The sequence below is a fragment of the Acidovorax soli genome (assembly GCF_014207955.1).
Taxonomy (GTDB): domain Bacteria; phylum Pseudomonadota; class Gammaproteobacteria; order Burkholderiales; family Burkholderiaceae_C; genus Acidovorax; species Acidovorax soli_A.
This window is the reverse complement of record NZ_JACHLK010000022.1, coordinates 1-26,531: the sequence shown is the minus strand read 5'-3', so window position 1 is coordinate 26,531 and position 26,531 is coordinate 1. Positions and strand designations below refer to the sequence as shown.

Here is a 26,531-nt window from a genome sequence, read left to right as displayed (position 1 = left end):
GACCGAATCTACACGGGTTGCATGGCGCAGAAAAGAAGCTGATTGGTTTTTTCTTCACCGCAGCGGAAATCCCGCCCCTTGCAATGCCTCCACCAGCCGGTGCCGGCCCTTGAGTGAGTCCGCATTGGCCAGGCGCTGCAGCACCAGGTCGCTCCAATCGATTTCCGACAAGCCTTCGCTGGCCTGGAAGTCGCGCAGTTGGGCGTCGTAGTCGCCGATCTCGTCGGTCAGGCTGGCGGGGGCGGTGTAGCGCTCGTGGTGCAGCACGCTGGCCTGGGGCGGGCGCGGCTTGATGGCGGCGGGGCGGGCCGGGTCGGGGTGGCCGACGACCAGGCCGAAGACCGGGAACACGCCGGCGGGTGTGCCCACCACCTGGGCCACCGCCTCGGGCTGGTTGCGCAGGGCGCCGATGTAGACGGTGCCCAGGCCCAGGGCCTCGGCGGCGACGACGGCGTTCTGCGCGGCCAGGGCGGCGTCGATCACGGCCATCAGGTACGTATCGAGGTAGGGCAGGCCGTCGGCGGGCTGGTCCTTGTACTGCGCTATGCGGGCGATGCGCGAGAGGTCGGCCAGCCAGACCAGGATCAGGGGCGCGGTGCGGATGTGGGCCTGGTTGCCGGCGAGCTCGGCCAGGCGGTCGCGGCTGTGCTGGCTGTGCACGGCGACCACGCTCCAGGTCTGCAGGTTGGAGCTGCTGGGGGCCGACTGGGCCGCAGCGACCAGGGTCTGCACGGTGTCCGGCGGCAGCGCGTCGGGCAAAAAGTTGCGCACCGAGCGGTGCGACAGGATGTGCTCGACCACGGGGTGGTGGGGTACGGGCCAGGCTGCGGCCTGGGCACCGTAGCGGGCTTGCAGATAGGTAGGGGTGTAGGTCATGGGCGCGCGGGCGTTCGTGTGGAGGCTGGCCGCCAAGGTAGCACCGCCCGACCTGCCGCCAAGCATGAAAACCGCATATGGCTATGCGTTGCGCGGCCAGAGCCGAAGTCCGGGCACGCCCCTGCGCCGGGGCGCCCGGCCTGGCGATGCGCGGTGCCGTGCAAGGCGCTTCGCATTGCCATGACAATAGCCCCCATGTCCGAAGACGAAGAAGCACTGCGAGTCCATTCCGAAGAACTGCTGGCCCAGGTGGCGGCGCTGCCGCCGCTGCCCGGCGTGTACCGCTATTTCGACGCGCAGGACGCGCTGCTCTACGTGGGCAAGGCGCGGCACTTGAAGCGCCGGGTGTCGAGCTACTTCACCAAGAACCATGGCGGCACGCGCATCGGCCACATGGTGAGCAAGATCGCGCGCATGGAGACCACGGTGGTGCGCTCCGAGGCCGAGGCGCTGCTGCTGGAAAACAACCTGATCAAGACGCTGAACCCCAAGTTCAACATCCTGTTCCGCGACGACAAGAGTTATCCCTACCTCAAGATCACCGGGGTGCCGGGGCCGGTGTCGGCGCAGGGCGGCTCGCCCTCGCAGGTGTTTCCGCGCATGGCCTACTACCGGGGCTCGGTGGACAAGAAGCACCGCTACTTCGGCCCCTACCCGAGCGCCTGGGCGGTGAAGGAGTCGATCCAGCTGTTGCAAAAGGTGTTTCGGCTGCGCACGTGTGAAGACACGGTGTTCGCCAACCGCACGCGGCCCTGCCTGCTGTTCCAGATCAAGCGCTGCTCGGGGCCCTGCGTGGACCTGGTTTCGCCCGAGGCCTATGCGGCCGACGTGCAGCACGCCGAGGCGCTGCTGCGCGGCGAGACGCAGGAGGTGCTCAAGGCCATGGAGGTGCGCATGATGGCGCACTCGGACAAGCTCGAGTTCGAGCAGGCGGCCGATGTGCGCAACCAGATGCAGGCGCTGTCGCGCGTGCTGCACCAGCAGTCCATCGAGACCGCGGACGACAAGGACGTGGACATTCTGGCCGTGCGCGTGCAGGGCGGCCGCGCCTGCGTGAACCTGGCCATGGTGCGCGGCGGGCGCCACCTGGGCGACCGGCCCTATTTCCCCGTGCATGTGGAAGATGCCGCGGCCATCCATGAAGAAGAGGCTGAAGGGGAGGGCGATGCCGTGCCCACCGCTGCACCCACGCCCGCGCGCCGGGTGGAGGCGCTGGTGCTCGAAGCCTTCATCGCCCAGCACTACATCGGCGTGCCCGTGCCGCCGGTGCTGGTGTGCAGCGAGCCGGTGGACAAGGCGCTGATCGAGGCCCTGGGCGAGCAGGCCGGCACGCGCGTGAATGCCATCCACCAGCCGCGCGAGCAGCGCCGCGCCTGGCTGGACATGGCGCAAAAGAACGCCGACCTGCAACTGGCCCGGCTGCTGGCCGAAGAGGGCTCGCAGCAGGCGCGCACACGCGCCCTGGCCGAGGCGCTGGACCTGCCGCCCGAGGACCTGGACCAGCTCACCATCGAGTGCTTCGACATCTCGCACACGGCGGGCGAGTCGACCCAGGCATCGTGCGTGGTGTTCCACCACCACAAGATGCAGAGCAGCGAATACCGCCGCTACAAGATCGAGGGCATCACCGGTGGCGACGACTATGCCGCCATGCGCCAGGTGCTCACGCGCCGCTACAGCAAGGTGGTGGAGGCGGCGCGCGAGGCCGGCGGCATCGACTTCGCGGCCGCGCCGCCGCCCGATGCAGAGAACCCCGAGGCGGCCCCGGTCAAGCCCAAGGGCGTGGCGCGCCTGCCGGACCTGGTGCTGATCGACGGCGGCAAGGGCCAGGTGGGCGTGGCGCGCGAGGTGTTCACCGCGCTGGGCCTGGACCTCACGCGCATCGTGGGCGTGGAAAAGGGCGAGGGCCGCAAGGTGGGGCTGGAGGAGCTGGTGTTTGCCGATGGCCGCGAGAAGGTCTACCTGGGCAAGGACTCGGCCGCGCTGATGCTGGTGGCCCAGATCCGCGACGAGGCGCACCGCTTTGCCATCACCGGCATGCGCGCCGCGCGCGCCAAGGTGCGCGTGGGCGGCGGCCAACTCGAAGAGATACCCGGCGTGGGCCCCAAGAAACGTGCGCGCCTGCTGCAGCGCTTTGGCGGCGTGCGCGGCGTGGCCAGCGCGAGCGTGGAAGACCTGGCGACGGTGGACGGGATTTCGCGCGACCTGGCCGAAGAGATTTATAGAGCGTTGAGATGAAGCACCCCCTGAGTCGCTTCGCGCCTTCACCCCCTCCCGGTGCACGCAAGCGAAGCGCCGCATACGCAGCTTGGCGGCCCTTGCACGGGAGCACTGGCTTGGGCCGCGCCAATTTCACGCGCTGTGGCCGGCATGCAGCGCAATGAAGAGCTGAGGTCGCTGCGCCGAGCCCGGTCAGTTGGCCAGAGATGGCTATCGCCGTAAAGCGCCATTGCGGCCCCGAAGGCTATCCTGCAGTGGTGCACAATCGGCGCATGTTCTGGACCATCCCCACCCTGATGACGTGGACGCGCATCGTCGCGATACCTTTGATCGTGGGGGTGTTCTACGCGCCGCTGGAGCCGGCCACGCGCAACCTGATCGCCACGGTGATGTTCATCGTGTTCGCCGCCACCGACTGGCTCGATGGCTACCTGGCGCGCAAGCTCAACCAGACTTCATCGTTCGGGGCCTTCCTGGACCCGGTGGCCGACAAGTTCCTGGTCTGCGCCTCGCTGCTGGTGCTGGTGCACCTGCAACGCGCCGACGTGTTCGTGGCGCTGATCATCATCGGGCGCGAGATCGCCATCTCGGCCCTGCGCGAATGGATGGCGCAGATCGGCGCAAGCAAGAGCGTGGCCGTGCACATGATCGGCAAGGTCAAGACCACGGTGCAGATGATCGCCATCCCCTTCCTGCTGTACGACGGGCGCCTGCTCGGCGTGATCGACACGGGCGTGTGGGGCACCTGGCTGATCTGGGCCTCGGCCGTGCTCACCGTGTGGTCGATGGTGTACTACCTGCAAAAGGCCCTGCCCGAGATTCGCGCCCGTGTGAAGTGAGTTTTTCGTCTATCCGAAATCGCGAACCGGCATGGCTTTGTGCGGGCCCATGCCCCGTTATGGGGCACGCGCCGCAGGCCTGCTGGCAGGCGCCGCGGCTGTCAATCGGGAATCGCGCGCATACGGCGCGTTTGAGACAAAAGCGCGCCGCAAGCCCGGACGGGGTGTGAAATACGACTAGAATTCGCTTCATCGCTGTGGCAATGCAGCGTGTTGTATTGACACCTTGAAAGTCGATGGCTTTAATCTGATGCAGCAGCCCCTGCTGTGTACGCCAGTCATTCCCCCGTCTGCAGACACCCAGCCCCCACCGGCTGTGCCTTCTGACGTGTGAAGACCAGATACCCAAGACAACTTCTTCATCAACGCTTTTCCCGAGAGGCTTCTTGTGAACAAAACTGAACTGATCGAGCACATCGCTAACAACGCCGACATCTCCAAGGCCGCTGCAGCGCGTGCCCTGGAATCCACGATCGAGGCCGTCAAGAAGACCCTGAAGAAGGGCGGTACTGTTTCGCTCGTCGGTTTTGGCACCTTTGCCGTGGGCAAGCGCGCTGCCCGTACCGGCCGTAATCCCCGTACGGGCGATACGATCAAGATCAAAGCTGCTAAAGTGCCGAAGTTTCGTCCAGGCAAGGCTCTGAAAGACGCCTTGAACTGAAGACACGTTTGTTGTTGAGGCGGGGTCCTTAGCTCAGTTGGTAGAGCGGCTCCTTTACACGGAGTAGGTCGGCGGTTCGAGACCGTCAGGACCCACCACCACCGAACACGAAGGCGAACGCAAGTTCGCCTTTTTGTTTTTTGTCACTGAAAGTTCGATCATGTTTGAATCCATCCGCAAGCACTCCAAGATCATGATGTTCTTGTTGTTCTTGCTGGTCATTCCCTCGTTTGTGCTGGTCGGCATCGACAGCAACTACTTCTCTGAAAAGAGTGCCGTGGTTGCGCGCGTGGATGGCAACAAGATCACACAGACCGAATGGGACAACGCGCACCGGGCCGAGAGCGACCGCATCCGCGCGCAGCAGCCCACCATGGACGCGAAGCTGCTCGACTCCCCCGGCGCCCGCTATGCCACGCTCGAACGCATGGTGCGCGAGCGCGTGCTGGCCGCCGCCGCACAGAAGATGCACATGGTGACCAGCGACGCCCGCCTGGCGCGCAGCCTGTCCGAGATTCCCCAGATCGCCGCGCTCAAGCGCCCCGATGGCAGCATGGACAACGAAGCCTACCGTGCCCTGGTGGCCCAGCAGGGCCTCACGCCCGCCGGCTTCGAAGCGCGCGTGCGCAACGACCTGTCGGTCAACCAGATCCTGGGCGGCGTGGTCGGCTCGGCCTTCGTGACCGATGCGCAGATCGCCCAGTCGCTGGACGCGCTTTATCAGCGCCGCGAGATCCAGGTGGCCCGCTTCAACGCGGCCGACTTCGCCTCCAAGGTCACGCCCACCGACGCCGACCTGGAGGCCTATTACAAGGCCCACCCCGCACAGTTCAAGCAGCTCGAATCGGCCAATGTCGAGTACCTGGTGCTCAGCCTCGATGCCGTGCGCGACAGCATCACGCTCAACGAAGACGACCTGCGCACCTACTACAAGGAAAACGCAGCGACCCTGGGCTCCAAGGAAGAGCGCCGTGCCAGCCACATCCTGATCAAGGCCGGCAAGGACACGCCCGCTGCCGACCGTGAAAAGGCCAAGGCCCGCGCCACCGAACTGCTGGAGCAGGTGCGCAAGGCGCCGGCCACGTTTGCCGATGTGGCCAAGAAGAACTCGCAGGACGGCTCGGCCGCGCAAGGCGGCGACCTGAACTTCTTCGGCCGCAACGACATGGTCAAGCCTTTCGAAGACGCCGCGTTCGGCCTCAAGAAGGGCGAGATCAGCGACGTGGTGGAAACCGACTTCGGCTACCACATCATCCAGGTCACCGACATCAAGCCCTCGCGCGTGCCGCCGTTCGAAGAACTGCGCCCCGGCATCGAGAAGGACCTCAAGGCCCAGCAGGCCCAGCGCAAGTACGCCGAAGTCGCCGAATCCTTCGCCAACGGCGTGTACGAGCAGGCCGACAGCCTGGCCCCTGTGGCCGAGAAGCTCAAGCTCAAGGTGCAGACCGCCAATGGCGTGACCCGCACCCCCGTGCCCGGTGCCACCGGCCCGCTGGCCAACGCCAAGTTCCTCGAAGCCCTGTTCTCGTCGGACTCGGTGCAGAACAAGCGCAACACCGAAGCCGTGGAAGTGGGCCCCAGCCAGATGGCATCGGGCCGCATCGCCAGCTACACGCCGGCCGAGACCCTGCCGCTGGACAAGGTGCGTGACAAGGTGCGCACGCTGTACGTGGCCGAGAAGGCTGCCGAGCTGGCACGCAAGGAAGGCGAGGCCAAGCTGGCCGAGTACACCGCCAAGCCCGATACCAACGCAGGCCTGACCGCCGCCGCCACGATCGCGCGCGACACGCCCATGAACTTCCCGCGCCCCCTGATCGACGCCGCCCTGCGCGCCAACGCCGAGAAGCTGCCCGCCTTCACCGGTGTGGATCTGGGCGCCGGCCAGGGCTATGCCGTGGTCAAGGTCAACCGCATCGTGCCGCGCGACAAGCCCGAGGCACAGCGCGCCCAGCAAGAGCGCATGCAGCTCATGCAGTGGTGGAGCACGGCCGAAGGCGTGGCCTACTACGAGATGCTCAAGGAGCGCTTCAAGGTCGAGATGAAGGTGAGCCGCCCCTCCGAGTTGACCATCACCCCAACAGAAAATTGAAGAATTTGATTCCGGGGGCAAAAACCCGGGTTATAATTTAATTCTCAAACGGTGGCTGTAGCTCAGTTGGTAGAGTCCAGGATTGTGATTCCTGTTGTCGTGGGTTCGAGCCCCATCAGCCACCCCAAATAAACAAACGCGCTAGTGCTATCAAAGCCCTAGCGCGTTTTGCTTTTTATTCCCACCATGGGAATAAAAAGCAAACCCGCCAATGCTGTGAAGTGCTGGCGGGTTTTGTCTTTGGTGCGCGCGGCATGCGCCGCTCTGAGGTCACCGGGCGGGGCAGGCGCCGGCAGGGCCGGCTCCAACGATCTCTGTCCTTCAGCCCACCCGGGGCGGTGCCACCCGGGTCCGTTCCGCATCGAGCCGTGCCAGGCGCAGCTGCAGCGCCTCGCTGTCGGCGGGCGACAGTTCCATGAAGCTGCAGCCGAAATGCAGTTGCTCGCCCGCGAGGAAGGAGCGGAAGGCGCGGCGTGAGCGCACCTCGAGGTCGACCACCAGGGGGCTGGCGCCGTGGCCCAGTTCCACGCGCACGCGCCGCAGCTGCTGGCTGGGCATGAGCAGGCGGCCTTCGTGGGCCGAGGAGCGCAGGCCCAGGCCGCCGATGGACACGTCGTCCACGCCCATGGAGAAACTTTCGCCGTGGAGCATGAACTCGGCGCGGAACGGCTGGCCGAGCGGTGTCTCCAGGCGCGGGAAGCGGCGCCGCTGCAGGTGGATGATCTGGTCCGGCAGCGCTGCACGCAGCTGCAGCGGGGCGCCGGGTGGGGCGTCCACCCAGCTGCCGCTGGTGCGGAACTGCAGCGCAATGCCCAGGGGCATGGCGACCAGCAGCACGGGGCCCGGGTCGGGTTGCGGGGCATGGGCGCCCTGGACCTCGATCAGCAGCGCACCGTCCTGGGGCTGCACTTCAACGATGCGCCCGGCCAGGAAGCTTGCTCCCTGCGTGGGGTACAGGCACACCAGGTCGCCGTCGTCGGCCAGGGCCTGCAGCGCCATGGCGATGTAATGCGGGTCGGTGACGCGAAAGGGCCGGGTGTCCACATCGGCCGCGATCGGTGCGATCACCGGCAGGGCCGATGCGGAGCGGGCTGGGGCAGGGGCGGGGGTTTTCTTCAGGAATGGAAGCATGTCTGCCATGTTCTGCAGGGGGCCACGGCATGGGCTGGGTGCAGGGCACGTGGGCGGGTGGGCATGGGCGCCACCTGCGCCGAGGTGCCCGCAACCAAGCCGGCCGGCATGCGGGGATGATAGCTGCTTCTACCCGGGGAGCCCGGCCCAGCCACCTTTTCGGGTCATGGCGCGGTGGCGGGCCGGGTGCTAGAGTGTTTCGGTCCGCAGGGGTGAGCCCCTCGTCGGGCACGGGGGCATGTACCCCCTTCGCTGGGTACAGAGGGGGCAGACGCCTCCTGACTGGGTACAGAGGGGGCATGCACCCCCTCGGGGGTGATGGGCGTGAACAGAACGATCATCGGCACGGTAGCGGCGCTGGGCCTCCTCGGGGTGGCCGGGGGGAGTGCGCTCTACCACCATGCCGTGGTCCGGCCCGCCGAGCTGGTGCGCCAGAACGCCCTGCTGGACGCGCAGCAGCGCGCCGGGGTCCATGCGCGCGAGGTGGAGCGCACGGTCAGCTATGCGCGCTGCCTGGAGGCCGTGGGCTCGGTTGCCCGGGCCCGCAAGGCCGACCAGTGCCAGCAACTGGGGCAGGGCGCAGGCTGCGAGCTGCCCCAGGACGCCGAAACCGCCCTGGGCCGGCAGCGCGAGCGCGGCGAGGTGCAGTGCTTCAACGAGGCGAAGATCGGGTTGTAGGGGGTGTTCATCTCCCGCCACGGCGGGAGTATCAAGTTGGCACAAACCACGCTTCTCTGCCGGCACAACAGTTATGCTGAAGAGCTTTGTCGGCCTCTGCTTGAACTAGCCCTTTGCCATCCGATGAATCGTCAAGCCCTCAGTTTTTCGTCGGGGCTGCCGCTGGTTTTCTTTTTGGGCTGCCGCGAGACTGGATATTCTGCTTTGTCATTCTGCCCACGGACTTGCCGTGCTCCAAGAACGCCGCTGAACTCTTGTTGTCAATGCCGTTTCGGGTCTGATCGACGTGAGCAACAATGTGAGCATCTGATCGGAACTCCTGCATGCGTCTTCTGCACTACGTCGAAATACAGAACTTCAAACGCTTTGGTGAGCGCCAGCGCATTGTGCTGGATCACCCTGCTGTTCTGATCGGGCCCAACAACTGTGGCAAAACCAGCGCCATCCAGGCCCTGGCGCTATGGTCTCAGGCAGTGCAGACTTGGTATGACGCACGCAAGAAATCGTCCGCCAAGGAGCGCACCGCGACATCAATGAACCGTCTAAGCATTGTGTCGGTACCTGTGCAGCGGACCCGCTTCTTCTGGCACAACACGCAGGTGAGAACGGGGAACAAAGACATTGCGCTCGTCATCACGGTGGGGGTCGAGTTCAAGGGGGCGGTGCATCCGTTGCCCATGCGCTTTCGCAATCAGGGTGACGAGCTGATCTATTGCACCCCGGACACGCAAGAGGCGATGGCTGATCTGGATCTGATTGCTCATGCCGCCTCGTTGAACGTGGAACTGCTCTATCCTATGTCGGGGCTGGACACCGAAGAGCCAATTCTCCAGCCGGGGCGGGTGGATGTTCTGCTTGGTCAGGGACGCACCGCCGATGTCTTGCGTAACTTGTGCCTGTCCGTCGTCAAGTCTTCGCAGGACGACTGGGCGCGTATCGTGGCTCTCATGAAGCGGCTGTTTAGTGTGGATCTGGAGGCGCCGCAAGAGACCGCGCGTGGCAGCATTGCTATGCAGTACCGGCAGCCAGGGGCCAAAGAGGCGCTGGACGTTTCTTCAGCCGGCCGGGGTTTTCTTCAAATGCTGTTGGTGTTTGCGTACCTTTATTCGCACAAAGGCAGCGTTTTGTTGGTGGACGAGCCCGATGCGCACCTGGAGATTTTGCGTCAGAAGCAAGTCTATGTCTTGTTGCGCGATATCGCCACCGAGAACGGATCGCAGGTGGTGCTTGTTACGCACTCTGAGGTGATCTTGGACGAGGCGCTCGATACGAATCTCACCCTGCTAATGGATGGGCGTGCCGACGATCTGGCCAGCAAGACGGATATCCGAAACAGCCTCAAGCATTTCGGTGCTGATCACTATGTCAAGGCGCGTGCGCGCGGGTATGTGCTGTATGTAGAAGGTGCTACGGACATTGACATGTTGCGCGCGCTTGCGGAGCGGCTGGCGCATCCCATAGCCCAAGTTTGGGATGAGCGCGTCAATTCGTTCTATGTGCAAAACAACTATCCCATTCAGGACACTGAAGCCGAATTGGAGCGCGTCGAGGGCGGCTTTGGCATTACGCCACGCGACCATTTCAACGGTCTGCGCAAACTGCTACCGGCACTCAAGGGTCTTGCGATTCTCGACAATGATGGCAAGGATCGCTCTGGCGCCGCCTTAGGGGCGCTAACAATCAGCTATTGGAAGCGTTACGAGGCCGAGAACTACTTTGTCACACCGGCGCTGTTGCGAGAATATGCTCAAAGGCAATATGCTGACATGGACCTGTTTGGAGGCCATCGAGCGGAAATCGACGAGGTCCTTGACGGGCTTGTTTTGGAGCAGATCTTTGATGGGATTGGAAGCGACCTGGACACGTGGCGTGGGCTGCCGCAAGATGCAGCCCAGCTGGTTTGGGTGAGCAAGACGGAACGGCGCAAGCTGAGCACGTTTGCTCAAGAGTTTTTCCGTCGATTGGCGCAGCGCTTGGGTGGCCCCATGCTGCTGACGAAGGGTGAATTGCATCGCCTCGTGGCCTATGCCCCTGTGGCTTCCATTGCGCAGGAAGTGACTGAAAAGCTGAATTTGCTGCAGACGCTTTTTGCTCGAGCGGTGCCCCCGGAGGCCGTCGAGGAGTGAAGCGCATCTTGAGAATGGCCCTTGCTATCCGGGACGCATTGCGCCACCGCAGCCAAGATGGGCAATTCTCGACGAATCTTCGGTCCACCTTGAGATGGTAGCGCTCGCCGGATTCAGCGGCGTCTTGCAGCAGTTCAACGCGTCGTTTTTTTGCGCGTCCGCCCTTAACATCTCACGCAACCCCAACGCCGGTCCTGAGTTACCCAGCTCCTACCTTGCGCAGCAAGCCCGGCGAGACCTTCCAACCCTGGCCTTCGTCGGTGCGCACGCTGGCCGTTTTCTTGTTGAGGCGCAGTATGGTGCCTTGCTTGACGCTGCCATCATTGGCTGTGAATTGGACCCTGTCACCTTCGGCGAACTGGGCCAGCGCCACGGTGCTCTTGGCCTGGGCCAAGAGGTTCAGGCGTTCGATCACCATGCGGTTGAGGTAGAGCAGATCTTCTTCGCCCATATGGCGCAGGGCCTGTGTGAACAATTCGCGGTCTACAACGGTGTGCTTGGTGCTCGTCATCGGTGCATGTCTGTTCCGCTTGACAGGGCGGCTGCGGCCGATTTTAGGGGGGTGTCGCCTTCAATGGAGGGCTACGCGCCCGGCAGGCGCTGGCCCCACTGCTCTGCCCACGGCCCCGCCATCGTCAGCACCATCATGACCCAGGCCACGGCCACGAAGCGGCCGGGCCAGGCGGCGGGCGAGCGGCCCTGCCGCAGGGCGGCGTGCAGTGCGCAGGCAGACAGTGCAAACGCCATGGGGATGGCCCAGGCCGAAACCCAGGCCAGCATGGGCTGCCGGTCGGTGAAGATGGCCGGGTGGGCCAGGGCGAAGGCCATGAGGCAGGCGATCTGCACGGCGGGCTGGCGCAGCAGCTGGTAGCGGGTGGCGGCAGTGCCGGAGTGCGCAGCGGCGGTGATGGGCGGGTGGCTCATGGGCGGGGAATCAGGTGTCCTGGCTGCAATGTAGCAGCGGCATGGGCGCAATCCCCCGATCGGGTGGCTTTTGTGGCGAACAGACACTTTGCTTACATCCTGCCCGCAATTGCACGCCCCTGGACGCCCGCCCCTGGACGATTTGGCATCTGTTGCGGACGCTTGGCGCAGCTGTGGGGCGGCTGGCTGGAGACACTGGTGCTCTCTGAACACACCCAGTCCACCAACCATGCAGATCTCCGTCTACGACACCTATGTGCAGCGCCCCGATGGGCTGCGCATGCATTTCGATATTCTCGTTCCTGCCGCCATCAGCGACCACGAGCAGGTGCTGCAGTACGGACGGCGCTATCTGGCGGCAAAAGGCTTGGCGGCCAGCGACCTGAAGGCCGAGAAGTGCAGCTTCTGCCACATGCAGTCGGCCAGCTCTGCGGTGGAGGCCGAGATCGCGTCCATCGGCTTTGCCATCCTGGAGATGGAGCACTGCGGCTGAGCCGCCGCTGCCGCGATACCCCCGGTGGCGCCGGGGAGAAAACCTGTCGGAGTTTCTATATACCAATGGTAAGTTACCATGGGTATATAGCAATCCCATGGAGTTTCTCTCATGCATGCACTCATCGTCGTGGCGCACCCCGAGCGCCATTCCCTGACCCATGCCCTGGCCGCCCAGGTGGCGCTGGGCGCAGCCCAGGCCGGCCCGGCCGGCCGGCACACCACGGAGATCGCCGACCTGGCGGCCGAGGGGTTCGACCCGCGCTTCACCGCGGCCGACCTGGCGCTGCACCTCAAGCAGGCGCCGCCCGCGCCCGATGTGGCAGCCGAGCATGCGCGGCTGGACCGGGCCGACGCGCTGGTGCTGGTGTACCCCGTGTACTGGTGGTCGTTCCCGGCCTTGCTCAAGGGCTGGATCGACCGGGTCTTCACCCAGGGCTATGCCTATGAGGAGGGGGCCGATGGCCGGCTCACCAAGAAGCTTGGCCACCTGCCGGTGCACCTGCTGGGCCTGGGCGGGGCCGGTGGCGGCACCTACGAGCGGCACGGCTATGCCGGCGCGATGAAGGCGCAGATCGAGCATGGCATCTTCGGCTACTGCGGCGCGCCCGTGGCCAGCACCAGGCTGCTGCTACAGTCGCACGACAAAGAGATGGCGGCCTCGCACCTGGAGGCCGCACATGCGCTTGGCCGGGGCCTGTTCGGCCCGTCTTCCTGAACCTGCCCTGGAGTCCATGCCCCGCACGCCGACTGCCCCACCATTGCCCCAGCCAGCCCCGCGCCGCCGCCTGGCGCGCCACGAGCGCGCGCGCCAACTGCTCGATGTGGCGTGGGCGCTGCTGCGCGCCGAGGGGGCCGATGCGCTCACGCTGGGCCGCCTGGCCGAAGAGGCAGGCGTGACCAAGCCCGTGGTGTACGACCACTTCGGCACGCGCGAGGGCCTGCTGGCCGCGCTGTACCAGGATTTCGACGTGCGCCAGACGGCGGTGATGGACGCCGCCATTGCCGCCGCGCGCGCCACCCTCAAGGACAAGGCCGGCGCCATTGCCGCGGCCTATGTGCGCTGCGTGCTGACCCAGGGGCGCGAGATACCGCAGGTGCTGGCGGCGCTGCAGGGCTCGCCCGAGATGGCAGCCGTCAAGCGCCAGTACCAGGAGGTCTTCATCGCCAAGTGCCAGGCCATCCTGGCGCCGTTCGCGGGTGCGCAGGGCCTGCCGCGCGCCGGCATGTGGGCCCTGCTGGGCGCGGCCGATGCGCTGTCGGACGCGGCCGTGGCGGGCGACATCAGCGAAGCGGCGGCGCAGGCCGAGCTGTTCGAGACCATCGTCGCCATGGTCAAGCGCAGCCGGTAAGGCGGGCCGCGGCCACACGCTGCATGCAGGGATTCGCGCGGCCCGCTACCATGCACGGCCATCCACTGACAGGGAGTGCTTTGCCATGCAACAACGCCAACTGGGCGCCGAGGGCCCGCTGACCTCTGCCATCGGCCTGGGCTGCATGGGCATGAGCGAGTTCTATGGCGCCAGCGACGACGAGAGTTCCTTGCGCACGCTGGCGCGCGCGCTGGAGATCGGCGTCACGCACTTCGATACGGCCGATACGTACGGGCTGGGCCACAACGAATCGCTGCTGGGCCGCTTCATCGCCAGCGCCGGGCCAGCCGCCCGCGCGCGCATGCAGATCGCCACCAAGTTCGGCATCGTGCGCCAGGCCGGGCAGTACGAGCGGCGCATCGACAACTCGCCGGCCTACATCCGCCAGGCCTGCGAAGCCTCATTGAAGCGCCTGGGTGTGGAGCGCATCGACCTGTACTACTGCCACCGGCGCAACCCCGATGTGCCGATCGAAGAGGTCGTCGGCGCGATGAAGGAACTCGTCGTGGCCGGCAAGGTGGGGGCGCTTGGCCTGTCGGAGGTGTCGGCCGACAGCCTGCGCCGTGCCCACGCCGTGCACCCCATTGCGGCGCTGCAGAGCGAGTATTCGCTGTGGAGCCGCGGGCCTGAAGACGGCATGCTCGCGCTGTGCGCAGAACTCGGCACCGCCTTTGTCGCTTACAGCCCGCTGGGCCGCGCCTTCCTGACTGGCACGGTGGACGTGAAGGCCTTGGCCGACAACGATTTTCGCAAGCACAACCCGCGCTTTGTGGGCGATGCCGAGGCCGCCAACCGGCAGCTGGTGCAGGCGCTCGATGCGTTTGCGGCCGCGCGTGGCCTTGCCAGCTCACAGATTGCCCTGGCCTGGCTGCTGGCCAAGCACCCCCATGTGTTGCCGATACCGGGCACGCGGCGCATTGCGTATCTGGAGAACAATGCGCATGCGGCCGAAGTGGCACTGAGCCCCGCCGAGGTGGCCGAGCTGGACCGTTTGTTCGACCCCGCGAAGGTGGCCGGCGCACGCTACCCTGATGCCGGCTTTGTCGGCATTGAAGGGTGATGCCATGCGTGCTTGTGCAGCGGCCCTGCTGGCGTTGGCCATGGTGACCGGCGGCGCGCACGCAGCCGGCGAGGGTGCGCCGGCCGAGCCCCGGCCCTGGCTGGACCCGGTGGTGAGCGCGGGCTTCGAGCCCATTGTGGCGCGCTGCCGCTTCATCTACACCCAGCCCCTGCGGCCGCTGCGGCGGCTGATGCTGCTGCAGGGCGACGAGGCGCCCGCCGCCTACGAGCTGGCGGGCCTGTCGCACGACCTGGTGATGACCCCCCACCCCGTGCGCCCCTACCTGGGCCGGGTGATGCTGCGCTACCGGCTGGTGCTCAAGGAGCCGCCCGCGGACGCGCAGGCGCAGGCCGAAGAGGCCGAGTTCGGCACCCGCGTCATCGAGACGCTGAACTTTGCCTGGCAGGACCGGCGCTGGGTGTTCCGCGGCACGTCGTCGGCACTGTTCACCGGCCAAGGCGGCGGGCGCGGCCTGCCGGTGGTGGACAAGACGCCCGCCGAGGACCGGGTGGAGCATGCGCGGGCGCTGCAGGCCTGCCTGGGTGGGCTTTAGGGGGGGCTTGCACCGGGATGGGCCGCCTGCGCTGCCATGGCCAGCCTGTTGGCCGCGGCGGCTGTGCCGTGGGCGCTGTCGCATGCAGGTTACAGTCTCGCCCTCACTGTTCTTGAGTTCGGCATGGAACCTGTACTGTTCACCCTCACACGCGCCGATTTCGCCGCATTGCAGCAGCGCGCAGCGGCCCTTGGCCGGGGGCCGGACCAAAGGGGCCGCAAGGCCGCAGGCCTGCGGCAGGTGGTGGCCAAGCTGCTGGTGTGGCTGGCGATCGCCGCCGTGGTGTTCAGCATGTTCAAGGCGTTCGACTCACCCTCGCTGGCGGCGCGCTATATCGCCTGCGGTGCCTTCGGGGCCGTATTGGCCTATGTGCTGGCGGCAGCGTGTGTGCCCCTGCTGGCACAGCGCGCGATTGCCGATGGCGGCTGGTTTCTTTCTCCCCAGAGCGTGCAGCTGTCGGAGGCCGGCGTGCTGCAGCAGGTCCAGGGCGGGCGCATGCAGTGGGAATGGTCAGCCTTCATGGCGCGTGACGAAAGCAGCACCATGCACTACCTGTTCATCGAGCCGGGGCAGTGCGTGCTGCTGCCGAAGGCCGCCTTGCCGCCCGAGGCGCATGCGCTGATCCGCCGGCATGTGCCCGCAGCGCCTTCTGTGGGAAAGGCGGGGCCGGCGAACCGCGACGCCAACCCGCCCGCAGGTTCTTAGAGGGGACCAGTTGCCCACCTGCAGCACTGCCCCTTGTCAGGAAGGCGCGTTGCCACCCGCCAGCGGGTTGGCGCCGCAGGCCTTGCCATCGCCATGGCCCAGCAGCACGGGCAGGCCGGCGGCAGTCATGGTGCTCGTGGCGGCCGGGTCTGAGGGGCGGACCCGGCCGAGCCCATCAAGGTGATACTCCATGCGCCGGACACCCTGGCCCACAGGTACGTACAAGCAACACCATGAGCATCGAACACCCTGAACGCACTCCAGCTGCATGGACCCGGGAGTGCTTGGCCCTGCTTCAGCAGATCAACCCCGGGTACCAACGCAATCGCCAGGTCACGGGCCGCTTCATCGAGTTTGTGCGCCCCACCCCAGGCGGCCTCCTCGTGTCCCAGAACTTCGTGCGTGTGCAGCGGGACTACTACCTCAGCTATGCGCTGACCTTCGGCTCCCTGCCGGTCACCACGCGTCTGTACCATCCTTTGCTTGCAGGCGTGCGCTTTCACAATTGCGGTATCTCGAGTCAGTGGCGTGACGACTTCGGCCTGTCGCGCGGGGATCCAGGCTATCCATCGGGGCTGTGGTCTTTTGGCCCATGGCGCTCCAATACCCTGGAGAACATAGCCCGAGGATTCGCCTTGAACGACGAGTTCATGTACCCACGGTACAGGCAAGTGCTGGCAGACGGCAAGGCCCACCTGGTTCGGCTCTTCGAAGCGGCGCTGCGCATCGTGCCGCAGATCGATGCATCCGTCCCCATTGCCGGGCAGGCGGCCCGGTTCGGGGTGGACCCACACGCCTTGGCCTCGTACCCCTTGGTGTCGTCTGCGCTCAATGCCTTCACCGTCGCCCGGCATGGCCGGTGTTACGTGGGGTTTGGACCCAAGACCAACACCGTGGACCTTGCCGACATCGCGCCCGAGCTCATGGTGCTGCACTTTGCCGACGAGTTCCTGCAGGTGCGCGACCGGCTGGCCGACCTGGTGGCCATGGCCGAGGCCTTGTAGCCGGTGTGCCAGGGCGCAGCCCAGCGCCGCATCAGAATGCCTCTGACAACTCCAGGCCTTTGAATCGCTGCGGCGATAGGGCCTTGGCCGCAGATGCCGTGCAGAAAAACAGGGGGCGCGCGCCACGCACCGACTCCGGCCAGACCGCCGGCGAGAAGATGGCCAGGGCATCGGCAGGCTTTTCGATGCTTTGGCACAGCGGGCCTATGGCGGTTTCGCGCCACCTGGCGCACTGGCTGCAGCGCTCGCCATGCGCCTCGATGCCAGCGATGGTTTCATCCACCTTGGCGCGGGCCTGCGGCAGCACGATGAAGGCGCCGCTTTGCGATGGCAGGGGCAGGAACGAGAGGCCGGTGATTCCGGCTGCTGCGAGTCCATCGATGAACCGCTGGCTGCACAGCTTGAAGTCGTCCGCAGTGGAGACGATGTCCCTGGTGGAGCTGAACCGGATGTCTGGTACGCCGGCCTGCGCCAGGGCGCGCAGCTCATCGACCTTGGCGCACCTGGGACAGATGAACGGCCGGTACTGCGGGCGGACCATGCGCCTGCCGCGTGCGTCGTCCTCAGAGAACAGGTAGCAGCTGAGTTGGGGGTCTTTGGCGATGAGTTCGTGGAAGGGCATTGGCAGGTGTCCAGCACACCGGCCGCATCGCGGCAGGCATCGAGCAGTGGCAGCAACTCGGTCCGCACCATGGCCGCATGGCCTTGCAGCCAGCGCTGCAGAGGAAAAAGCGCGGCGCTCTGCGTTCGGGTTGGGGCTTGCCGACTGACCGGCTGCGGCCGGGGGGCATGCAGGCAAGCCCAACACGCATTTGCAGGCCCCCGAAAGGGCCTCAAAGACAAATCGTTCTTTTCTTATTCAGCGGCCTGAAGCACACGCCTTTGGCAGGTTTGCACGTTGCCACCACCCATCTGTGGAAGGCCGGATGCGCTATGGCTTGCGCTGCAGGCCGCGCCATCGGCATGGCCCAGCGTCACGGGCACGCCGGCGGCGGACATGATCACCGTGGCGGGCCGGCGTTTGGTCTCGGTGGCGACGACGGCGGGAACGGTCGCAACCGGCGGCGGCGCGGCAGGGCCGTCACCGCTGACGGCGTCGATGGGATCGGCTGCGCTGCGGGTGTTCCAGGTGATGGCCGCATAGCCGGCGGCGTACTTGGGCATGTCGACGTCGATGGCGCCCTGGTAGGTCATGAGCGGGGCGCCGCTGAGCTGGCGCACATAGAGCCACTGGCCCTGGTCGGTGCTGCCGCCCTGGGCGTCGAGCTGGCCGCCCATGAAGCGCAGGCTGCCGCTGCCGTCGTGCACGACGAGCTGCTCGGCACCTTCCTTGACCAGGCGCGCGAACAGGGCCTCGACATGCTGGCCCGTCCGGGCGGCCTGGTATTCGGCATCGCTCAGCGCGGCCACGCGCACAGGCTCTTTGCCATAGCGCAGCACAAAGGCCGATTGGGTACCGAGGGGGGCATAGCCCGAGAGCAGGAGCGAGCGCGTCCCTGCGGGAATGAAGATCTTGAACTCCTTGTGCTGCTGCAGTTGGGCCCCCGTGAATTCGGGCAGCGGCAAGGCGCCTCCGCCCGGGAAGGCGCAGCCGCCCGTGCCGAAACCGATGGCGCAGCCCGTGACGCCGGTGGGTGCGTACTGCTCCTTGAACCCGAGCTTGGTGTCAAAGCTGTACTGGGCGCTGCCGGCCGCGAGAGGGCGCGCCGTTTTGTGGGGGAGCTGGTGGATCGACACAAAGTTGGCAGCCTGTGCAAACGTGCTGAACACCGCCAAAGAAACAAGAACCAGGGACCTCATTGAAACACTCCAGAAATAATTCTCGGCAAATACTGGCTACCCCTCTTTCCGTTGCAAAAAGCAACGTCGGGGCGTTGAAGCGGCGCAGCGTACCTGAGCTTGCCTGGACAGGGGGGCGGATTCAGGGGGGGATTTCCCCTGGGTTCGAAGGGTCACCCAGCCGCGTGGAGGCCCATGGCCCACGGATTCCAGAGGGCAGGCGGCACCTTGGCGTGCCTGCGCGCATGCTGTTGCTGCAACTTTTTGTGACATATGCGGGGCCCTGATGCGAGAAATGGGGGATGGACGCGCAGCCCCGGGCTGGGCATGCTGCGCCTTTCGCCGGAAGGTCCCCGGGCGCGGCCACGGGTCTGCGGTATCGCATGGCCGGGCCTGCGGGGTGCCCGATGGTGTGGCGGTGTTTTTTTTCGTTTTTGCCCAGGTCTGTCTACCCATTTTTTGAAAGGCGTATCGCAATGACCCTCCTTGCCGTGTTGACCTCCACCCCCCGCCGCCTGCCGTCCAGGCCGCTGGCTTCGCTTCGCAGCCTGGCCGTGAAGGCCGGTATCGCGTGCACCCTGGTTGCGGCAGCGGCCGGCGCCCATGCGGTCACGGTCATGAAGTTCGCCACGGGCGCGTCGAATTCGGCCGCCATCCTGAGCGATGGCACGCTGTGGACCTGGGGCAACAACATGAACGGGCAGCTGGGCAACGGCACGTCCGTCAGCGCGGAAAAGCCGGTGCGGGTGGGCACCGGCTTCACCCAGGTCAAAGTGGGCAGCCGCTACATGGTGGCCCTCAAGGCCGATGGCAGCCTGTGGATGTGGGGCCATGCGGTGCTGAGGGACCGCGAGTTCTACGAAACTGCGCCGGTGCAGATCGGCAGCGGCTTTGACAAGCTGCTCACCTCCGACACGGCCGCCAAGGCCGACGGCACGGTCTGGTTCTGGGGCGAGTCCAAGCTCGTCTACAGCGCGCCTGCCGGAGGCAACAATGGCTCGCTGGACCAGTTGCCCGCCGGCACCCAACAGATGGCTACGGGCCCCTACAACGCCCTGTTCGTGCTCGATGGCGGGGCCCTGCGCTACGTGTCGAACAACAACCTGCTCAACACCTGGCGCACCGCCTACGGCAGCGCCGGCCCGGTGGGCAGCGGGTTTGCGCAGGTCGTGTTGAACACGACCACCGCGGCGGGCGTGAAGACCGATGGAACGCTGTGGCAGTGGAAGGGCGAGGAGCAGCCGGCCTCGCTGGGCGCGGGGTACAGCCAAGTGGCCAAGGGGAGTGCCCACACGCTGGCGCTCAAGACCGATGGATCGGTGTGGGCCTGGGGCTCCAATGCCAACGGCCAGCTGGGCGTTGACTCGGCGGCCGATGTGGACAGCCCCCAGCTCGTGGGCAATGGCTACACCGCGATCGCGGCTGCGGCCCAGCACACCCTGGCCCTGAAGTCCGACGGCACCCTCATGGCCTGGGGCAGCAACAGCGCCGGGCAACTGGGCTCGGGGCTGGCCGGAACGCTGTTGCAAAAGCCCGCAGCCGTGGTGTTCGATGCCAGCTATTCGCCGCAACCCGGCACCGTGACCGCCAGCGGGCCTGCCACGCGCATGACGCTCACGGCCAAGGTGCAGATCGCCAGCGACCACCTGGCCAACGGCGTCAAGGGCAATGCCTTTGTCGTGGCGCTCACCGCCAGCGGCGCGATCTATGTGTACAGCGGCACTACCTTTGTGCCCTTCAACGCGCTGAGCATGCCCCCGGCCTGGACCAGCAGCCTGCAGAACACGACCACGGCCCTGTTCACCGACATGGACCTGACGGCCTTGGCCGGCACCGCCTTCTTCGTCGGTTACGGGCTGGGCGTGACGCCGTCGGAGGCCCTGGGGGAGATGCTCACGGCCAAGCGCTACCAACTGGGGTATGTGATTCCGTAGTGGGTGGGGTGAGAAGCAGAAGAAGCCCGCGCGAGCGGGCTTTTTTCCTGTTACTGCCCGAACGAGCCCTTGGGCCTGACCATCTGCCTCAGATTCTTGAGCTTGCGTGGGGCGCGCTCGGTCCACATGATCTCCGCGCCGTCAGCCAGTTCTTCGTAGATCGGCAGCACATCGGTGATGCCGAGCAACTTCCACTGCACGGGCACTCCATCGGGCCCGCCTTTGTAGGGCCGGGTACTCCCTTGCGCGGCTTGCATGCCCTTGTCGTAGGCCTCGTCGAGGTTCTGGGCGCGGACCAGGATCGTGTTTTCCCACGACAGGAATCGGGCTTCGTCGTCGTCGTCTTGGTCGGTGCCATCCAACTCCACGAAGCGAAGCAGGTACGACACGACATACCAACCCACGGGAGAGTGATTTTTGTCGTAAGCCATCGGGCTATTCTCCATAGACTTTTCGTGCGCGGGTGCTGGTGCCTGCCACTGCAGTTCCAGCCTGCCGCAGTTGGGTTGTTGCTGGCCATCCCGGGCCCGCACGGGCTGATGCTACGATGACCAACGCCCACTTGCCCAACGCCATGCTTCTCAAAGTGCTGCTGTCTCCGTACCGGTCTGACCCGGCGACGTTTTACACGCCGCTGTCCGTTGATGCCGCAGCGGCAAAGCTGCGCAGATCGACGGAGTCATCTCTGTCCCGCGCTGCCAAGGAAGGGGCTGCGGTAGGGACGGTCACCGCAAACAAAGTCTCACTGGAAAAAGTCGTTCCGCACACCGGCAACTCCTTCAAGCCCTTTTTTGTCGGCCATTTCGAGGTCGCTGAGGGGCGAACCCTGCTTGTCGGCAAATTCACGATCCATTGGTTTGTGAAGCTCTTCATGTCGGTGTGGTACGGCGGCTGTCTGTATTGGACAGTCTCGGCGACCCGTGTGGCATTGGAGGAGCCTGGACAGGTGAGACTGTTTCCCCTGTTCGGGCTAGGCATGTTCCTCGCTGGCGGTGCTTTTGTCGCAATCTCCAGATGGCTTGCAGATGGGGATCGGGAATATCTCTCGGGAGTGATCGTCGGAGCGTTGTCCGGCAGCAGTTGAAAGTCGGCGCTTTTTTCCGAGATCACAGGAGCCATTGCACGCTGTCGCGGGCTGAAAATGCCTGTGGCGTAACGCAGGCGAAAAACTCATCGGCCTCTATGAACCTTGTCCTCGAAAACCCGGAGCAGGTTGCCTGGTACACCGACATGGCTGCGACCTTGCGGGCCATGGGCGTCGATCCAAAGGATTGCAACTGGTATCTGAGTGACATTGACGCCAATGGCACGATGCCGTTGCCCGAGGAGGGCGATGGTTGGGTGACGGGCGATGCGCTTGCCGAGTTGCTCAGCAAGCCGATCCAGTTCGTCTGGGGTGTGTTCAGCGCGTTCCCTCCTGGGGTCCGGGTTGAGGTGAGTCGCGCGCCAGTAGCTGACGGAAATCGCAACCTGTGGTATCCACCCGAAGCCTCCCCGCAACTGCCTGGGGCCTGCTTCGAAGTGGTCTGCTGGGATTCGAGTGCCACGCTCCTGATCGGCATATCGCAAGAGCAGGCTGCGGAATTCTTGCGGGCGTTTCCTGGCGCGACGCTACTTTCTTCACGGTGGCCCAAAGAGGCGTAGACCGGCGGCTTCTCTGTGCGCTTGCGCCTGCTCGATGGTCAGGTCCGAGCTGCGCGGAAATGCTGCGTGAGTCGACCACCCAAAAGGCCGATCGCGGACCCTCGTCCCGTTCCGTGTGATGATTGCGGCTGCATCAGAACGGACTTTCTCCCATGGCATCCCCTTTAGACAACAGCATCAGCATGGCCCTGTTCTGCGACTTTGAAAACGTCGCGCTGGGCGTGCGCGATGCGCAGTATGAAAAATTCGACATCAAGCCCGTGCTGGAGCGCCTGCTGCTCAAGGGCTCCATCGTGGTCAAGAAGGCCTATTGCGACTGGGAACGCTACAAGGGCTTCAAGGCGGCGATGCACGAGGCGAACTTCGAGCTGATCGAGATTCCGCACGTGCGCCAGTCGGGCAAGAACTCGGCCGACATCCGCCTGGTGGTGGATGCGCTGGACCTGTGCTACACCAAGTCGCACGTGGACACCTTCGTGATCATCAGCGGCGATTCGGATTTTTCGCCCCTGGTCTCCAAGCTGCGCGAGAACGCCAAGCAGGTGATCGGCGTGGGGGTAAAGCAGTCCACCTCGGACCTGCTCATCGCCAACTGCGACGAGTTCATCTTCTACGACGACCTGGTGCGCGAGAAGCAGCGCACGCTGGCGCGGCGCCAGGGCCAGGGCGGCGGCGGCGCGGCGGCGCCCGCGGCACCGCGCCGCTCGCCCGAGGAAGAGCGCCAGCGCAAGGAAAAGCAGGACGCGCGCCGCACCCAGGGCGTGGAGCTGGCGGTGGAGACTTTCGAGGACCTGATCTCCGAGCGGGGCGACAGCGGCAAGATCTGGGCCTCGGTGCTCAAGGAGGCGATCAAGCGCCGCCGGCCCGATTTCAGCGAGGGCTACTATGGTTTCCGCACCTTCGGCAATCTGCTCGAAGAGGCGCAGGCGCGCGGGCTGATGGAGTTTGGGCGCGATGAGAAGTCGGGTGCCTATGTGTTTCGCAGCCTGGGCGGCGGTGCTGTGGGTGTGGGCGGTGCAGGCGATGCCCCTGCAGCGGCGGAACGCCAGGGCGGCAGCCAGCGCCATGATTTCCATGCCGTGGCGGCGCTGCCCGAGCAGGCCGAGGGCGGTGGCGGACGGGGTGGGCGTGGCCGTGGGCGCCGAGGTGAAGGTTCGGCTGTGCGTGCCGGTGCGCCGCAGCACCCTGCCGATGGGCAGCGCGACCTGCTGCTGGCACCGGAAGGCCATGTGGGGGGCGGTGATCCCGATGCGCGCGACGACCAAGACGGCCCGCAGGACGAGGCGCCCGTGGTGAGCCGCTATTTCAGCGCGCAGGCCACTTCGGCGCCAGCCCCCGTGCTGGCGGCGGTGCCTGCCGAAGTGCAGGCGCACGGCGGCGACGAGCAAGGCGAAGAGGATGGCGTTGGCAGCGAGAGTCCTGTTGCCGGCGCCGGTGTGGCCGATGCACCAGCGGGCATGGCAGAGACTGTGCAAGCTGAGGCGGCAGAGGCCGCTGCCACCCCAGCGCCGCGCAGCCGCCGTGCAGCAGCAGCAGCATCGCCTGCCGCGCCGCGCAAGGCGGCGGCGGGCGGGCGCAAGGCCGCTGCGGCCAAGGCCGACGCGCCAGCGGCAGAGGGTGCCGAAGGCGTGGCGGCCGCAGAGGTGCCAGAGGTGGCACCGGCCAAGGCAGCCGGTACCCGTGCGCGCAAGCCGCGCGGTGCGGCGGCCAAGACCGGCAAGCCGGCCAAGCCGGCCGAGTGAGCCGCTGGCGCCGGCCTGCTGCACCACGGCCGGGCCGAAGCAGCCCCCGCCCCGGCGGGGTGGGGATTTCTGCGGTCCAGTGGACTAGATTGGCACGCTGGCAAGGGCCTGTGCGACCCCCTCCGCGGTGGCGGTCGACTTGCCGTGAGATGCAAGCCAGTCAGCCACCCAAGGAGAAGATCGCATGCGTTCGGCAACAACCAGAAGCGTCCCTGCGCTCAGGCACCTTGCGGCCTGGGCCGCCTGTGTGGGCCTGGCGGCCTGCGGCGGCGGCGATGACCGCCCCAGCCACGCGCTGGGCGGCAGCGTGAGCGGCCTGGCCAGCGGCCAGACCGTGGTCCTGGCCCATGGCGGCGGCGCAGAGGTGGCCGTGGCGGCCAATGGCGCCTTCACGTTTGCCCGGCCGCTGGTGGACGGCAGTGCCTACGCGGTGGTGGTGAAAACGGCGCCCGCCGGCGCGGGCTGCGTGGTGCGCAATGGCACCGGCACGGTGGCCGGGGCGGCCGTGGACAGCGTGGCGGTGCGGTGCGCGCCGCTGGCCACCTTGCCGGATGGCATGTGGGAGCAGGACCGCTGCCAGCCATCGGCCGAGGGCAGCGTGCGCACCCTGTGGAGCTTCAACACCGCCAACGGCCCGCTGGCGGCGGGCGTGGGCACGGTGAACTACCGCAGCGCGCAGTGCGAGGGCGTGGGCATTGCGATCGCGGGCCCGCTGAGCGGCACCTTCTGGTTCGAGCCGCAGCGCACCGAGACTGGCGCGGGCCTGGCGGCCTTCTGGGGCCGGCGCCAGATCTTTGCAGGGGGGCTGTTGAACCCACCCGTCTTCACCCCCGTGGTGCTGGTGCGCAAGGCCAACCACCTGTGCCTGCTGGAGGACACGGCCGTGCCCTCGGCCTTCCCGAATGCCGCCAGCCTGGAGCCTGCGGTCACGGCGGCCATCGCTGCGGGCACTTGCCACACGCCGCGCTGACCTGGGCTGGCCCGGCCCCCTTCACCACCGCATGCCCTCCAGCGCCTGCAGCACGGCCGCCTCGTACTCGATGAAGCAGTCCGCATGGTTCGCGTCGTGCAGGCGCAGCAGGCGGCTGCCGGGCAGGGCGCGGGTGAGACGGGCCTCGTCGGCAGCGCGGGCGTTGCGCAGCACTGCCAGCAGGGTCTGCGCGTCGGCGCGGGTGCGTGCGTCGGCAAGGGGCTCGCTGAGCCAGGGGAACAGGTCACGCTGCGTGCCCGGGTAGGCGGCGACCACCAGGGCCGGCGCGCGCACGGCGCGGTAGTCGGGCGTGAAGGCGTTGGCCGATGCGACCATGGCCTGCGCCACGGCGGGCGGGGTGTTCGATGCCACGCTGCCATCGGGCTGCACGGCCAGGGCCTCGCGCATTTGGGCCTGCAAGGGCGGCGACCAGTGCTTGCTGGTGCGCCGGCCAAAGGCCATGGCTGCATCGAGTGAGGCCAGGTCGGCGGCGCTGGGCTCGGGCTCGTGCAGCGCGGGGTTGTCGGGCAGTGTGATCTCGGGGTCGGTCGTGTCGTCGCGCGAATAGTCGTAGGTCGTATCGAGGTACACCAGCCCGCGTGTGCGTTGCGGGTGCTGGCCGGCAAACAGCGTGAGCTCGTTGCCCGCGATCGAGTGGGCGAGGGCCTGTTCACACCCATTTCGGGGATCGCGTTGCCCGGCCTGGGGGCTGGATGCCAGGCGCCCGCGCGCAGCAAGGTAGGCACCTTGCAAGCGCGGGCAACGCCGCAGACGGCCCCCAGGCCGGGCAACCCGAAGGGAAGGCCCTTGCCGGCGCGCCACTCGTCGTTGCGCTCCTTGCGTGTGCAAGGGCACACGCTGCGTCGCGCGCCTAGATTGGCACGCCGGCAGGGGCCTTCGCGACCCCGAAATGGGTGTGAACAGGCCCTGGCATCACCGCGCGATCAATGGCCAGCGCGTCGAGCACGGCGCGCAGGTCGGCCACCAGGGTGGCCGGCTCGTAGCCCTGGCCGGTGGCGCTGGGCAGGGGCTTGTCCGACAGGCCGTAGCCGCGCCGGCTCACCGCGATGACGCGTGCATCCATGCGCTCGGCCAGTGCCGGCGCCAGGCTGTCGAAGCAGCGCGCGTTGCCGCCCAGGCCGGCCAGCAGCACGAAGTGCAGGCGCGCGGCGCCGGCATTCCAGTCGCGCACCTGCAGCGCCACGCCGGGGGCCACGGGCACACGCCGGTCGCGCACCGGCAGGTCCGGCGCCAGCGAGCCCCCGCCGCCGCAGCCCGGCAGCAGGGTGGTGGCCAGGCCGGCCTGGATGACCAGGCGGCGCGAGGGGTTCAGGAAGAAGGGGATCGGTGTCATGGTGCTGTGTTGCTTGCCCAGGGGCGGGTTGGTATCGATCTGTCCCTGCACTGTCTGCTGCCAGGGTGAAGCGGCACTGAGGTTTGTCTGAAGCTGGGCTGAAGTGTCAGGATGCGGTTGTGTGGCTGTTTTGATGGTGTGCCTGTGCAGAGGGTGGGGGCCGGGTCTTGGCCCGGCGGCTCTGTGCCGAGAGGCCGGGGGCCCTCAATTGCCACATGCCTTTGTTGAGGGCGGGAGCCGGGATGTGCGCCCGGCGGCGCAGTAACTTTCTCTTGGGCCGCCTGTACAGACCGGGGACATGGTGAACACCTGTGCGGAGACATGGTGAACACTTTTCATTAGACGGCGTTCGTGCTGGCCAGGTCAATCACCAGGCA

27 protein-coding genes and 2 tRNA genes are annotated in these 26,531 nt (G+C 66.4%); 20 read left to right on the top strand and 9 right to left on the bottom strand.

Translation table 11 applies throughout. From position 1 onward, the window contains the following. Positions 1-54 precede the first annotated feature (54 nt). On the bottom strand, positions 55-876 hold the full coding sequence (locus tag HNP48_RS31895) for an NADPH-dependent oxidoreductase (RefSeq protein WP_184865020.1): 822 nt from the start codon (positions 874-876) through the stop codon (positions 55-57). 195 nt (positions 877-1,071) lie between these two features. Here HNP48_RS31895 and uvrC point away from each other — a divergent pair, with 195 nt between their 5' ends. The 6 genes from uvrC to HNP48_RS31865 all read left to right on the top strand — a co-directional run bounded on the left by uvrC (position 1,072) and on the right by HNP48_RS31865 (position 6,812). Continuing rightward, entirely contained in the window at positions 1,072-3,114 is a 2,043-nt protein-coding gene (uvrC, locus tag HNP48_RS31890; RefSeq protein ID WP_184865018.1) for an excinuclease ABC subunit UvrC, read from the top strand. 254 nt (positions 3,115-3,368) lie between these two features. Then, positions 3,369-3,935 (top strand): CDP-diacylglycerol--glycerol-3-phosphate 3-phosphatidyltransferase, encoded by a 567-nt coding sequence (pgsA, locus tag HNP48_RS31885; protein ID WP_184865016.1) that lies wholly within the window; start codon positions 3,369-3,371, stop codon positions 3,933-3,935. Positions 3,936-4,323: 388 nt separating this feature from the next. Beyond that, positions 4,324-4,596, top strand: coding sequence for an HU family DNA-binding protein (locus tag HNP48_RS31880; RefSeq protein ID WP_007858657.1), 273 nt, complete (start codon positions 4,324-4,326; stop codon positions 4,594-4,596). Positions 4,597-4,618: 22 nt separating this feature from the next. After that, positions 4,619-4,694 (top strand) — tRNA-Val (locus HNP48_RS31875). Between the two features lie 62 nt (positions 4,695-4,756). Further along, positions 4,757-6,685, top strand: a complete 1,929-nt coding sequence (locus HNP48_RS31870; RefSeq protein WP_184865014.1) for a SurA N-terminal domain-containing protein — start codon at positions 4,757-4,759, stop codon at positions 6,683-6,685. Positions 6,686-6,736: 51 nt separating this feature from the next. Beyond that, a tRNA-His gene (locus HNP48_RS31865) sits at positions 6,737-6,812 on the top strand. A gap of 194 nt (positions 6,813-7,006) precedes the next feature. Here HNP48_RS31865 and HNP48_RS31860 read toward each other — a convergent pair. Further along, entirely contained in the window at positions 7,007-7,816 is an 810-nt protein-coding gene (locus HNP48_RS31860) for a flagellar brake protein (RefSeq protein WP_184865012.1), read from the bottom strand. Between the two features lie 324 nt (positions 7,817-8,140). Between HNP48_RS31860 and HNP48_RS31855 the strand changes: the two genes are divergently transcribed. Continuing rightward, entirely contained in the window at positions 8,141-8,494 is a 354-nt protein-coding gene (locus HNP48_RS31855; RefSeq protein ID WP_184865009.1) for a hypothetical protein, read from the top strand. A 323-nt stretch (positions 8,495-8,817) separates the two neighbouring features. After that, positions 8,818-10,620 carry an ATP-dependent endonuclease gene (locus tag HNP48_RS31850; protein WP_184865007.1) on the top strand — a complete coding sequence of 601 codons (1,803 nt, stop codon included), beginning with the start codon at positions 8,818-8,820 and terminating at the stop codon, positions 10,618-10,620. 199 nt (positions 10,621-10,819) lie between these two features. Here the strand turns inward: HNP48_RS31850 and HNP48_RS31845 are convergent, their stop codons facing one another. After that, positions 10,820-11,131 (bottom strand): hypothetical protein, encoded by a 312-nt coding sequence (locus HNP48_RS31845; RefSeq protein ID WP_184865005.1) that lies wholly within the window; start codon positions 11,129-11,131, stop codon positions 10,820-10,822. A gap of 71 nt (positions 11,132-11,202) precedes the next feature. Continuing rightward, entirely contained in the window at positions 11,203-11,544 is a 342-nt protein-coding gene (locus tag HNP48_RS31840; RefSeq protein WP_184865003.1) for a hypothetical protein, read from the bottom strand. A gap of 229 nt (positions 11,545-11,773) precedes the next feature. On the opposite strand from HNP48_RS31840, the gene HNP48_RS31835 reads away from it, so the two are divergent. From HNP48_RS31835 to HNP48_RS31805, 7 genes are all read left to right on the top strand, one after another. Beyond that, positions 11,774-12,037 carry a DUF2024 family protein gene (locus HNP48_RS31835; RefSeq protein ID WP_184865001.1) on the top strand — a complete coding sequence of 88 codons (264 nt, stop codon included), beginning with the start codon at positions 11,774-11,776 and terminating at the stop codon, positions 12,035-12,037. 111 nt (positions 12,038-12,148) lie between these two features. Then, the gene (locus tag HNP48_RS31830) at positions 12,149-12,754 is read left to right on the top strand and encodes an NAD(P)H-dependent oxidoreductase (protein WP_184864999.1); all 606 of its coding nucleotides are present in this window, start codon (positions 12,149-12,151) and stop codon (positions 12,752-12,754) included. A gap of 16 nt (positions 12,755-12,770) precedes the next feature. Further along, positions 12,771-13,388, top strand: coding sequence for a TetR/AcrR family transcriptional regulator (locus HNP48_RS31825; protein ID WP_184864997.1), 618 nt, complete (start codon positions 12,771-12,773; stop codon positions 13,386-13,388). A gap of 85 nt (positions 13,389-13,473) precedes the next feature. Then, positions 13,474-14,469 carry an aldo/keto reductase gene (locus HNP48_RS31820; RefSeq protein WP_184864995.1) on the top strand — a complete coding sequence of 332 codons (996 nt, stop codon included), beginning with the start codon at positions 13,474-13,476 and terminating at the stop codon, positions 14,467-14,469. Between the two features lie 4 nt (positions 14,470-14,473). Beyond that, positions 14,474-15,022 carry a hypothetical protein gene (locus tag HNP48_RS31815; protein WP_184864993.1) on the top strand — a complete coding sequence of 183 codons (549 nt, stop codon included), beginning with the start codon at positions 14,474-14,476 and terminating at the stop codon, positions 15,020-15,022. A 123-nt stretch (positions 15,023-15,145) separates the two neighbouring features. Beyond that, a complete protein-coding gene (locus tag HNP48_RS31810) occupies positions 15,146-15,727 on the top strand; it encodes a YcxB family protein (RefSeq protein ID WP_184864991.1) in 582 nt (193 codons plus the stop codon). A 233-nt stretch (positions 15,728-15,960) separates the two neighbouring features. Then, positions 15,961-16,731, top strand: coding sequence for a hypothetical protein (locus tag HNP48_RS31805; protein WP_184864989.1), 771 nt, complete (start codon positions 15,961-15,963; stop codon positions 16,729-16,731). Between the two features lie 31 nt (positions 16,732-16,762). Here HNP48_RS31805 and HNP48_RS31800 read toward each other — a convergent pair whose 3' ends face one another. Further along, on the bottom strand, positions 16,763-17,353 hold the full coding sequence (locus HNP48_RS31800) for a hypothetical protein (protein ID WP_184864988.1): 591 nt from the start codon (positions 17,351-17,353) through the stop codon (positions 16,763-16,765). A 233-nt stretch (positions 17,354-17,586) separates the two neighbouring features. Further along, complete coding sequence (locus HNP48_RS31795; protein WP_184864986.1) at positions 17,587-18,531, bottom strand: hypothetical protein; 945 nt, start codon at positions 18,529-18,531, stop codon at positions 17,587-17,589. Positions 18,532-18,986: 455 nt separating this feature from the next. Between HNP48_RS31795 and HNP48_RS31790 the strand changes: the two genes are divergently transcribed. Then, complete coding sequence (locus tag HNP48_RS31790) at positions 18,987-20,444, top strand: hypothetical protein (RefSeq protein WP_184864984.1); 1,458 nt, start codon at positions 18,987-18,989, stop codon at positions 20,442-20,444. Between the two features lie 50 nt (positions 20,445-20,494). On the opposite strand, the gene HNP48_RS31785 is transcribed toward HNP48_RS31790, so the two are convergent. After that, positions 20,495-20,875 (bottom strand): DUF4288 domain-containing protein, encoded by a 381-nt coding sequence (locus HNP48_RS31785; protein ID WP_184864982.1) that lies wholly within the window; start codon positions 20,873-20,875, stop codon positions 20,495-20,497. A 116-nt stretch (positions 20,876-20,991) separates the two neighbouring features. On the opposite strand from HNP48_RS31785, the gene HNP48_RS31780 reads away from it, so the two are divergent. The 4 genes from HNP48_RS31780 to HNP48_RS31765 all read left to right on the top strand — a co-directional run bounded on the left by HNP48_RS31780 (position 20,992) and on the right by HNP48_RS31765 (position 24,800). Beyond that, positions 20,992-21,528 (top strand): hypothetical protein, encoded by a 537-nt coding sequence (locus HNP48_RS31780; protein WP_184864980.1) that lies wholly within the window; start codon positions 20,992-20,994, stop codon positions 21,526-21,528. A gap of 98 nt (positions 21,529-21,626) precedes the next feature. Then, positions 21,627-22,088, top strand: coding sequence for a hypothetical protein (locus HNP48_RS31775; RefSeq protein ID WP_184864978.1), 462 nt, complete (start codon positions 21,627-21,629; stop codon positions 22,086-22,088). Positions 22,089-22,240: 152 nt separating this feature from the next. After that, on the top strand, positions 22,241-23,830 hold the full coding sequence (locus tag HNP48_RS31770) for an NYN domain-containing protein (RefSeq protein WP_184864976.1): 1,590 nt from the start codon (positions 22,241-22,243) through the stop codon (positions 23,828-23,830). 184 nt (positions 23,831-24,014) lie between these two features. Further along, a complete protein-coding gene (locus tag HNP48_RS31765; RefSeq protein ID WP_184864974.1) occupies positions 24,015-24,800 on the top strand; it encodes a hypothetical protein in 786 nt (261 codons plus the stop codon). A 21-nt stretch (positions 24,801-24,821) separates the two neighbouring features. On the opposite strand, the gene HNP48_RS31760 is transcribed toward HNP48_RS31765, so the two are convergent. Next, on the bottom strand, positions 24,822-25,553 hold the full coding sequence (locus tag HNP48_RS31760; RefSeq protein ID WP_184864972.1) for a hypothetical protein: 732 nt from the start codon (positions 25,551-25,553) through the stop codon (positions 24,822-24,824). Between the two features lie 118 nt (positions 25,554-25,671). Next, positions 25,672-26,154: an alpha/beta fold hydrolase gene (locus HNP48_RS31755; RefSeq protein ID WP_184864970.1), complete on the bottom strand. Its 483-nt coding sequence runs from the start codon at positions 26,152-26,154 to the stop codon at positions 25,672-25,674. Positions 26,155-26,531: the final 377 nt, after the last annotated feature.

Bases quoted from the DNA above. Each gene is read 5' to 3' on its own strand.
- HNP48_RS31895 (WP_184865020.1), bottom strand. From the start codon at position 876: ATGACCTACACCCCTACCTATCTGCAAGCCCGCTACGGTGCCCAGGCC.
- uvrC (WP_184865018.1), top strand. From the start codon at position 1,072: ATGTCCGAAGACGAAGAAGCACTGCGAGTCCATTCCGAAGAACTGCTG.
- pgsA (WP_184865016.1), top strand. From the start codon at position 3,369: ATGTTCTGGACCATCCCCACCCTGATGACGTGGACGCGCATCGTCGCG.
- HNP48_RS31870 (WP_184865014.1), top strand. From the start codon at position 4,757: ATGTTTGAATCCATCCGCAAGCACTCCAAGATCATGATGTTCTTGTTG.
- HNP48_RS31860 (WP_184865012.1), bottom strand. From the start codon at position 7,816: ATGCTTCCATTCCTGAAGAAAACCCCCGCCCCTGCCCCAGCCCGCTCC.
- HNP48_RS31850 (WP_184865007.1), top strand. From the start codon at position 8,818: ATGCGTCTTCTGCACTACGTCGAAATACAGAACTTCAAACGCTTTGGT.
- HNP48_RS31845 (WP_184865005.1), bottom strand. From the start codon at position 11,131: ATGACGAGCACCAAGCACACCGTTGTAGACCGCGAATTGTTCACACAG.
- HNP48_RS31840 (WP_184865003.1), bottom strand. From the start codon at position 11,544: ATGAGCCACCCGCCCATCACCGCCGCTGCGCACTCCGGCACTGCCGCC.
- HNP48_RS31835 (WP_184865001.1), top strand. From the start codon at position 11,774: ATGCAGATCTCCGTCTACGACACCTATGTGCAGCGCCCCGATGGGCTG.
- HNP48_RS31830 (WP_184864999.1), top strand. From the start codon at position 12,149: ATGCATGCACTCATCGTCGTGGCGCACCCCGAGCGCCATTCCCTGACC.
- HNP48_RS31825 (WP_184864997.1), top strand. From the start codon at position 12,771: ATGCCCCGCACGCCGACTGCCCCACCATTGCCCCAGCCAGCCCCGCGC.
- HNP48_RS31820 (WP_184864995.1), top strand. From the start codon at position 13,474: ATGCAACAACGCCAACTGGGCGCCGAGGGCCCGCTGACCTCTGCCATC.
- HNP48_RS31815 (WP_184864993.1), top strand. From the start codon at position 14,474: ATGCGTGCTTGTGCAGCGGCCCTGCTGGCGTTGGCCATGGTGACCGGC.
- HNP48_RS31810 (WP_184864991.1), top strand. From the start codon at position 15,146: ATGGAACCTGTACTGTTCACCCTCACACGCGCCGATTTCGCCGCATTG.
- HNP48_RS31805 (WP_184864989.1), top strand. From the start codon at position 15,961: ATGAGCATCGAACACCCTGAACGCACTCCAGCTGCATGGACCCGGGAG.
- HNP48_RS31800 (WP_184864988.1), bottom strand. From the start codon at position 17,353: ATGCCCTTCCACGAACTCATCGCCAAAGACCCCCAACTCAGCTGCTAC.
- HNP48_RS31795 (WP_184864986.1), bottom strand. From the start codon at position 18,531: ATGAGGTCCCTGGTTCTTGTTTCTTTGGCGGTGTTCAGCACGTTTGCA.
- HNP48_RS31790 (WP_184864984.1), top strand. From the start codon at position 18,987: ATGACCCTCCTTGCCGTGTTGACCTCCACCCCCCGCCGCCTGCCGTCC.
- HNP48_RS31785 (WP_184864982.1), bottom strand. From the start codon at position 20,875: ATGGCTTACGACAAAAATCACTCTCCCGTGGGTTGGTATGTCGTGTCG.
- HNP48_RS31780 (WP_184864980.1), top strand. From the start codon at position 20,992: ATGACCAACGCCCACTTGCCCAACGCCATGCTTCTCAAAGTGCTGCTG.
- HNP48_RS31775 (WP_184864978.1), top strand. From the start codon at position 21,627: ATGAACCTTGTCCTCGAAAACCCGGAGCAGGTTGCCTGGTACACCGAC.
- HNP48_RS31770 (WP_184864976.1), top strand. From the start codon at position 22,241: ATGGCATCCCCTTTAGACAACAGCATCAGCATGGCCCTGTTCTGCGAC.
- HNP48_RS31765 (WP_184864974.1), top strand. From the start codon at position 24,015: ATGCGTTCGGCAACAACCAGAAGCGTCCCTGCGCTCAGGCACCTTGCG.
- HNP48_RS31755 (WP_184864970.1), bottom strand. From the start codon at position 26,154: ATGACACCGATCCCCTTCTTCCTGAACCCCTCGCGCCGCCTGGTCATC.